We start from the raw sequence: 7414 nt of genomic DNA on the forward strand, positions 1-7414 counted from the left end.
GGCGTTGACCAGGGCGCGTACCACGGCCACCGAACCCACGCCCGTGGCGCGTACGGCGGGGAACAGGTCTTCGGAAATACCGCCAATCGCCACCAACGGGTACTGCTGCATCAGCCGCACATAGGCCGCCAGACGAGCCAGGCCTTGCGGGGCCGTCGCCATCTTCTTGAGTGTGGTCGGGAACACCGCTCCCAGGGCGATATAGCTGGGCTGGACGGCGTGGGCGCGCACCATCTCGGCGTAGCCATGGGTGGAAACGCCCAAGCGAGTGCCCGAGGTGCGGATGGTCTGCAGATCGCGCTGGCCGATCACGTCCAGATCTTCCTGGCCCACATGGATGCCGTAGGCGCCTGCGTCCAGCGCGGCCTGCCAGTGGTCGTTGATGAACAGACGTGCATGCGTGCCCTTGACGGCTTCAACAGCCGCCTTGACTTCACGGGCCACGGCGGCCTGGTCGCCGGATTTGAAGCGCAGCTGCACCGTGGGCACACCCGCGCGGGCCATGCGGCCCACCCATTCGGCCGTGGGCAGCACGCCATACAGGCCCAGCTCGCGCGGGCAATGGGCAAAGGCCTGGGCCGGGTCGGCCTTGCCGAGACCGAAGTCGCGCGGGTCGTCGGGCCAGTGGGTGGCATCGAAACGATTGTTGCGCTCGCTCTGGCACTGCCAGGCCTGGGCCAGAGTCTCAGCATCCACGGCGATAAAGCCCAGCTGGCTGCAGGCCTCCAGCGCGGCCAGATAGGCGGGTTCCTGGCGCAGTGCGGGCGGCACGGGCTGGGGCGTCAGTTCGACCGAGTTGGCATCGTGGTGCAGCTGGGCGCCAAAGTTGGCACTGTGCTGGTGGACGATGGCTTGCGCCAGAGCCTTGATTTCTGTGGAGTCCATGGGCAGGCCTTTATTCCTGATGCCAGAAAGGGGTGCCCAGCACGGGAGTGCTGGGCTGGGCGGCATTTTGCTCGGCCATGGCGCCTGCGCGCCAGGCGGTGTGACCGGCATTGACGGCATCGGAGAATGCGCCGGCCATGGCTACGGGGTCTTCGGACAGGGCCACGGCGGTGTTCAGCAGCACGGCGTCATAGCCCCATTCCATCACGGTGCAGGCGTGGGAGGGACGGCCCAGGCCGGCATCGACGATGAGCGGTACCTTCAGGCGCTCGCGCAGCATCTGCATGGCATAGGGATTGATGGGGCCGCGGCCGGTGCCGATGGGCGCGGCCCAGGGCATGACGGCCTGGCAGCCCACGTCGACAAGCTTCTGGCACAGCACCAGGTCGTAGGTGGTGTAGGGCAGGACCTGGAAGCCGTCCTTGATGAGGATGGAGGCCGCTTCCACAAGATTGAGCGTGTCGGGCTGCAGCGTGTAGTCGTCACCGATCAGCTCCAGCTTGATCCAGGGCGTGTCGAAGACTTCACGCGCCATCTGGGCCGTGGTCACGGCCTCCTGGATGGTCATGCAGCCTGCCGTGTTGGGCAGTACGGGCACGTTGAGCTTGCGCAGCAGCTCCCAGAAGCTGGCACCGGTCTCGGCGGCGTTGCTGCCCTGGCGGCGCAGTGAGGCCGTGACCATGGCGGGCCTGGAGCGCTCCACGGCCGCTTCGAGAATCGCGGGCGATGGGTAGCGTGAGGTGCCCAGCAGCAAGCGGCTTTCAAAACGCTGGCCGTAGAGAACCAGGGCGTCGTCGTTAGTTTTTGTATTCATGATTTATCTATATCTCTTGTCTTTGTGCCGCAATGCGCGTGGAGCCCTATGAACCTCAAACAGGCATGTGCCAAGTCAGTGACACCGAGCAAGAGCCGCCTCGCCGCGAGGGTGTCGTCCCCTGGGGGAAGGCGCGAAGCGACTCAGGGGGATTCATCTCATCCACCGGTGACGGGGGAGATGACTTCCATCCTGTCGCCCTCGTTGAGTGCATGGGCGGCATATTGGGTCTTGGGCACAAACACCGTGTTAACCGCCACGGCAAACGGGGGCTTGGCCTGCATCTGCGCCAACGCATCGGCCACGGTGGCATTGGCTTGGAGGTCGGTGGCTTGCTGGTTGAGGGTGATCTTCATGGCTTCAAAACGAAAAAACAGGTTGGCGCTAACTTAAACCGCTGCACCGCCGCGCTTGCGCGCGCTGCGGGTGCAAGTGCTGTGCGCCAAAGTTCAGGTTCGGGCCTGTTTCAGATTTCAGGCGCGGTGAATGGCCACGTCAAATTCACGGGCCAGCGGCGAGTCGTTGTGGTCAAGCAGCTCCAGCACCACGTCCAGCATGGCGGGCGAGATCATGAAGCCGTGGCGGTAGAGGCCGTTGACTTCCATGACGCGCGGAGTCAGCAGACGCACGGCGGGAAGATTATCGGGCAGGGTGGGGCGGCACTGGGTGGCGATCTCCACAATCCGGCCTTCGGCAAAGCCGGAGTGCACGGTATAGGCCGCGCTCAGCAGCTCCAGCGTGGAGCGCACGCTGGCCGGCGACATATCGTCGGACTCGATCTCGGTCGCGCCGATCACGAACAGATGGTCTTCCTTGGGCGCGATATAGATGGGGTAGCGCGGATGGATCAGGCGTGTAGGGCGCTGGAGCGTGACTTCGGGCGCATGGATGCGCACCACTTCGCCGCGAATGCCGCGCAGCTGCTTCCATTGGGTGCGGGCACCCAGGCCCCGGCAGTCGAACACGAAGTCGGGCTGGCCGGCCTCGCCGGGGCGGAAGTCGCCAACCTCACGCGGGTTGTCCCAGTGCAGTTGCACGCCCAGGGCGCTGAGCTTGTCGACCAGCGCCGTCAGCAGCTGGCGGTTGTCCAGCTGGCCTTCGCCGGGCAGATAGACGGCCTGGTTGAAGCGTCCCTGCAGCGCGGGCTCGCAGTCCTGCAGCGCCGCGCCGGTCTTCTCCTGCATGGCCGGCAGGCTGGGGTTGATGCGCCGGTTTTTTTCCAGCAGACCGAAAAAGCGTGCCGCATCGCCCTGATCCTGGCGGTGCCAGAGAATCAGCGTTCCGTTCTGCTGCAGGAACACATGCTGCTCGAGCTGAGCTATGAGCTCGGGCCAGCGTTTGAGCCCATGCTGGCCCATGCGCACCACGCCGGGCTCGGTAATGGCCGACTCGGCCAGCGGCGCCAGCATGGCAGCCGCCACGCGCGCCGCAGCACCATCGCCTTGCGGGCCATGGGCGTCATAGAGGTCGATGGCGTGACCGCGCTGGGCCAGGGCCAGCGACAGCAGACGGCCCATGAGGCCGCCGCCGAGAATTGCGATCTTTGAAGAGGCTTGTAGCAATGACATGTGCAAATCGTTTTCCATCCGGACACAGGAACAGGGCCATGTGCAGGACAAAACGCGGCATGCCTTGCGGCTTGTGAAACTCCCCACGCCAGCATGACCTGGATCGGGTGCAGGGGGCACAGGGCACGGATGGTGCTCTGGTGCGCAGCCGGCAGCTGGCGCAGCCCCAGGGTGTTTCTCAGTCCGCACAGGCTGCTTGCCTGCGGGACACCCCTGTTTCGTCCGTTGGACATTACAGCACAACCGCAAACAGCACGCATTGACCATGCGCATGGGCGATAATTTTTGCCATGACAGTGATTGCTTCTTCCTCCATCTCCGGCGCCGCAAAAAAGCGCTATGCACGCGTGCTCACCATCGCCGGCTCGGACAGCGGCGGTGGCGCCGGCATCCAGGCCGACCTCAAGACCTGTGCGGCTCTTGGCTGCTATGGCATGACGGCGATCACGGCCATCACCGTGCAGAACACGCTGGGCGTGACGGGCATTCACGGCATTCCGCTGGATACCGTGCGCGGCCAGATCGATGCCGTTGTGCAAGACATAGGCGTCGATGCCGTCAAGATCGGCATGCTGGCCACTCCCGATGTGGTGAGCGTGGTGGCGGATGCGATCCGTCGCCACCAGATCAGGAACGTGGTGCTGGACCCCGTGATGGTGGCCACCAGCGGCGACCGCCTGATCGTTCCCGAGACGGCCCAGGCGCTGGTGCAGGAGCTGTTCCCGCTGGCGACGGTGATTACCCCCAATCTGGATGAAGCAGCTTTGCTGCTGGGTCGCAGCATCGACGGCATTGCAGCGCTGGATGCGGCCGTGGCCGATCTGCTGGCCATGGGCGCGCCTGCCGTGCTGCTCAAGGGCGGGCATCTGAGCGGCGATCTGGTCATGGATGTGCTGGGCCGGCAAGGTCAGCAGGCCAGCGACTATCTGCGTCTGCAGTCGCAGCGCATCGTCACCCATAACGGCCATGGCACGGGCTGCACGCTTTCGTCGGCGATTGCCTCCTTCCTGGCCCAGGGGCTGGCGCTGGAGGCCGCGGTGACCGAGGCGCGGCGCTATATCCTGGGCGCCATCGAGGCGGGAGCCGAGGTCTACACCGGCCAGGGCCACGGCCCTCTCAACCACGGCTATGCGCCGCGCGCGCAGCTGATCGTCGAAGGCTGATTGCCGACACTCGCAAGAAAGGCCTGCAGTTGCAGGCCTTTGCCTTTTGCGGCGCCTGTTGCCGGGCTTACCAGCCCCAGACCAGATTCTTGGCGACCCAGCCGCTCTGGCCGTTGCTGCGCTGGACCTGTGCCCAGCTACCTTGCTTTTTCAGCGTCTGCAACACTTCATTTTGTTCCAGCTTGCCTACCCGGTTGTGTTTCTGGCCGGGGCCGGAGCGCAGATTGGCCGTGCGTGCCGTCACCACCATATGCGGGCTCTTGCTGGTCAGAGGGGCGTGGACCCAGCCCAGTGTGGACTCATAGTCCTTCACACGCAGCCACTGGCCCTTGCGCTGGGTGACTTGCAGCGGGTAGCCCTTGCTCAATTCCCATAGGGTGGCGGAGCGGGTGTTGGGCTGCTCGCGCACATTCACGGTCTTGCCCTTGATGCTGACGAATTCCTGGGCTTGTGCGAGGGCCGGCAGCAGGCCGGCGGTGAGCGCACCCAGCGCGATCAGACTTGAAGTGGCGGCGGTGCGGATCCAGCGGTTGCAAGACACGGGGCAGATTCTCCTTTTATCGATTGAAAACATGCTGTAACCCCCATCGGACTTGCGTGGTTAGCTATAGTTCCTGTAGAAAGCTGACAGGGGCTGAACACCCAGCCAGCCATCAAGGAATGCCATGAACCAGCCAGTCCGCGCCCGTGGGAGTGCCTCGTTGACTACCCGATTGACGATTGCATTGACGGCTTCGGCCGCAGCGACACTGCTCACGGCCTGCCAGAGCGGCACGTCGGCGAATGCTGCCGCTGCAACACCTGCCGCTGCTGCGGCGGCAAAAGCCGGGGACCCGCAGATGCTAGGCCAGCAATTGCTGGCCGCTGCCGCGCAGGGCGATGCCGTGGCGGTGCGCAATCTGCTGGCCGGCAACGCGCCTGTCGACGTGCAGGACGCCCGGGGCAATACCCCGTTGCTGCTGGCTACTGCGGCCAACCATATCGAGGTGGCACGCTCGCTGCTGATGCATGGTGCCAGCCCCAATATCCAGAACCAGATGCAGGACAGCGCCTATCTGCTTGCCGGCGCGCAGGGCCGGCTGGAGATTGTGCGCATGACGATTTCCTATGGCGCCGATCTCAAGAGCACCAATCGCTATGGCGGAACGGCCCTGATTCCGGCCTGCGAGCGCGGCCATCTGGAAACAGCCCAGGCGCTGATCACGGCAGGTGTGGATGTGAACCATGTCAACCGGCTGGGCTGGACCTGTCTGATGGAAGCCGTGGTGCTAAGCGACGGCGGGCCGCGCCATCAGGCCATCATCCAGGCCCTGATCGATGCCAAGGCCGATCTGAACCTGCCCGACAAGGATGGGGTCACGGCCCTGGCCCATGCACGCCAGCGCGGGCAGCAGGCCGTGGTGCAGCTGCTGCAGGCGGCGGGCGCTAGGTAGAAGATAAGAAACAAGGCTGAAAGGCCCTGTTTTAGGGCGCTGGTTGCTATTGAATTTGTTTTTTGCTCAGACGGCAACAGAGCGCGGATGCAGCTGGCGTGTAGCGACGGCCACCACAAAGGTCAGCGCCAGCGTGGGCAGGGCCGAGCCCAGGGCCGTGCTGACATAGGGCAGCAGGTGATAGAAGGCAATGCCCAGCACCCAGATGGTCACGGCATCCCAGCGCACGGCAGGCGCTTTCTGCATCAGCTCCACGGCATCGGTGCCAAAGGCCAGGCGGCCCAGCATCACGCCGAACAGCGGCACAAAGCAGGAGCTGAGCAACAGCAGAAACGGCTCCAGGCTGTGCATGGGCAGCACCATGGCCAGCGCGGTACACAGGGATGCGATCAGCAGGCCCCAGCGGCGAATGCTCCAGCCCGGTTGCAGGCTGTGGGCCGACATGGCGCCAGAGTAGGCATCACCATAGGCGTTGTCCACTTCGTCGATCAGAATCAGCGACAGGGCAATCAGCCCGCCCTGGGCCAGCAGCAGGGCCGTGACCAGGTCTTCGCTGGGCAGGGTCAGGGCCACCAGCACGCCCAGGGAGTAGCACCAGATATTGGCCAGGGCAAAGCCGGTCCAGGCTCCCGTCAGCGCGGATTTGCCGCTTTTGCCGTGGCGCGCATAGTCGGCCACCAGCGGCAGCCAACTGATGGGCATGGCGATCACCAGATCGACGGCGCCCAGCATGCTCATGCCGCCCGCACCTTCGCGGGCCAGCAGGGGCCCGAGGCCGGTGGCGCCGGCCATTTTCAGGAATTGCCAGCTCAGCCACAGCAGCGAAGCAATCACCAGCGGCAAGGCCACGCGCGAGATGATGCGGCGCACCAGGGTGGTCATGGAGCCGCTCATCAGTAGCAGGATCACGCCACCCCAGAGCAACGTGGCCAGCCAGGGCCAGTAGGGCGCGCCCATGATGCCGCTTTGCTTGCCCAGCGCCACGGTGGCGTCGCGCATCACCACCAGCTCGAAACTGCCCCAGCCCAGCAGCTGGATGATGTTGAGCACGATAGGCAGTCGTGCGAAGCGGCGGCCGTAGACGCTGTGCATCAGCCCGGCGCTGGACAGGCCGCTGTCGCAGCCCAGCTTGCCCACCCAGCCCAGCAGGCCGGCGCCGATCAGGGAGCCGATGCCGATCGCGATCAGCGCATGCAGCGGGCTGAGCGCTGGCAGCAGATAGGCGCCCATCTGCATGACCAGCAGGCCCACGCCCAGACTGAACCACAGCGAGGCATGGTCGCGCCAGGCAAAGACGCGCTCCTGCGCCGTCACCGGGGCCAGGGCCCGATTGGCCGATGTGGAAGAAGATGAATTCATGAATGCTCCGCCAGAAAAACGAAGCAGGGGCCGCATGGTTTGCGCGGCAGGCCATGAAAGACATGGCCAGTCGCGGTCTGACACCTTGGACAGCTTCCCTGCGCGAGGATGATCTCGGGCAAGCGGTCGTCAAGAACCGCTTGCGCAATCAGGTTCAAAGGGACTCTCTCAGCCCTGACCGGTCATGGTCAG

9 protein-coding genes are annotated in these 7414 nt (G+C 64.8%); 3 read left to right on the top strand and 6 right to left on the bottom strand.

Translation table 11 applies throughout. The features are described from left to right. The 4 genes from ACLBXN_RS18415 to ACLBXN_RS18430 all read right to left on the bottom strand — a co-directional run. On the bottom strand, positions 1–885 hold an 885-nt coding region (locus ACLBXN_RS18415), incomplete at its 3' end, for a thiamine phosphate synthase (protein ID WP_447613086.1). A 10-nt stretch (positions 886–895) separates the two neighbouring features. Beyond that, positions 896–1699 (bottom strand): thiazole synthase, encoded by an 804-nt coding sequence (locus ACLBXN_RS18420; protein WP_447613087.1) that lies wholly within the window; start codon positions 1697–1699, stop codon positions 896–898. Positions 1700–1857: 158 nt separating this feature from the next. Then, positions 1858–2055: a sulfur carrier protein ThiS gene (gene thiS, locus ACLBXN_RS18425; protein ID WP_043005218.1), complete on the bottom strand. Its 198-nt coding sequence runs from the start codon at positions 2053–2055 to the stop codon at positions 1858–1860. Positions 2056–2172: 117 nt separating this feature from the next. After that, a complete protein-coding gene (locus ACLBXN_RS18430) occupies positions 2173–3267 on the bottom strand; it encodes an FAD-dependent oxidoreductase (protein WP_447613088.1) in 1095 nt (364 codons plus the stop codon). Between the two features lie 290 nt (positions 3268–3557). On the opposite strand from ACLBXN_RS18430, the gene thiD reads away from it, so the two are divergent. Further along, positions 3558–4430: a bifunctional hydroxymethylpyrimidine kinase/phosphomethylpyrimidine kinase gene (thiD, locus tag ACLBXN_RS18435; protein WP_447613089.1), complete on the top strand. Its 873-nt coding sequence runs from the start codon at positions 3558–3560 to the stop codon at positions 4428–4430. A gap of 67 nt (positions 4431–4497) precedes the next feature. On the opposite strand, the gene ACLBXN_RS18440 is transcribed toward thiD, so the two are convergent. Further along, complete coding sequence (locus ACLBXN_RS18440; protein ID WP_043005221.1) at positions 4498–4971, bottom strand: SH3 domain-containing protein; 474 nt, start codon at positions 4969–4971, stop codon at positions 4498–4500. 124 nt (positions 4972–5095) lie between these two features. Between ACLBXN_RS18440 and ACLBXN_RS18445 the strand changes: the two genes are divergently transcribed. Then, positions 5096–5863: an ankyrin repeat domain-containing protein gene (locus ACLBXN_RS18445; protein WP_447613090.1), complete on the top strand. Its 768-nt coding sequence runs from the start codon at positions 5096–5098 to the stop codon at positions 5861–5863. Between the two features lie 66 nt (positions 5864–5929). Here ACLBXN_RS18445 and ACLBXN_RS18450 read toward each other — a convergent pair whose 3' ends face one another. Beyond that, positions 5930–7222 carry a purine-cytosine permease family protein gene (locus ACLBXN_RS18450; protein ID WP_447613091.1) on the bottom strand — a complete coding sequence of 431 codons (1293 nt, stop codon included), beginning with the start codon at positions 7220–7222 and terminating at the stop codon, positions 5930–5932. 2 nt (positions 7223–7224) lie between these two features. Here ACLBXN_RS18450 and ACLBXN_RS18455 point away from each other — a divergent pair. Continuing rightward, the coding region (locus ACLBXN_RS18455; RefSeq protein WP_447613092.1) for a hypothetical protein at positions 7225–7414 on the top strand (190 nt) is incomplete at its 3' end.

It is taken from the genome of Comamonas sp. C24C (assembly GCF_053345995.1).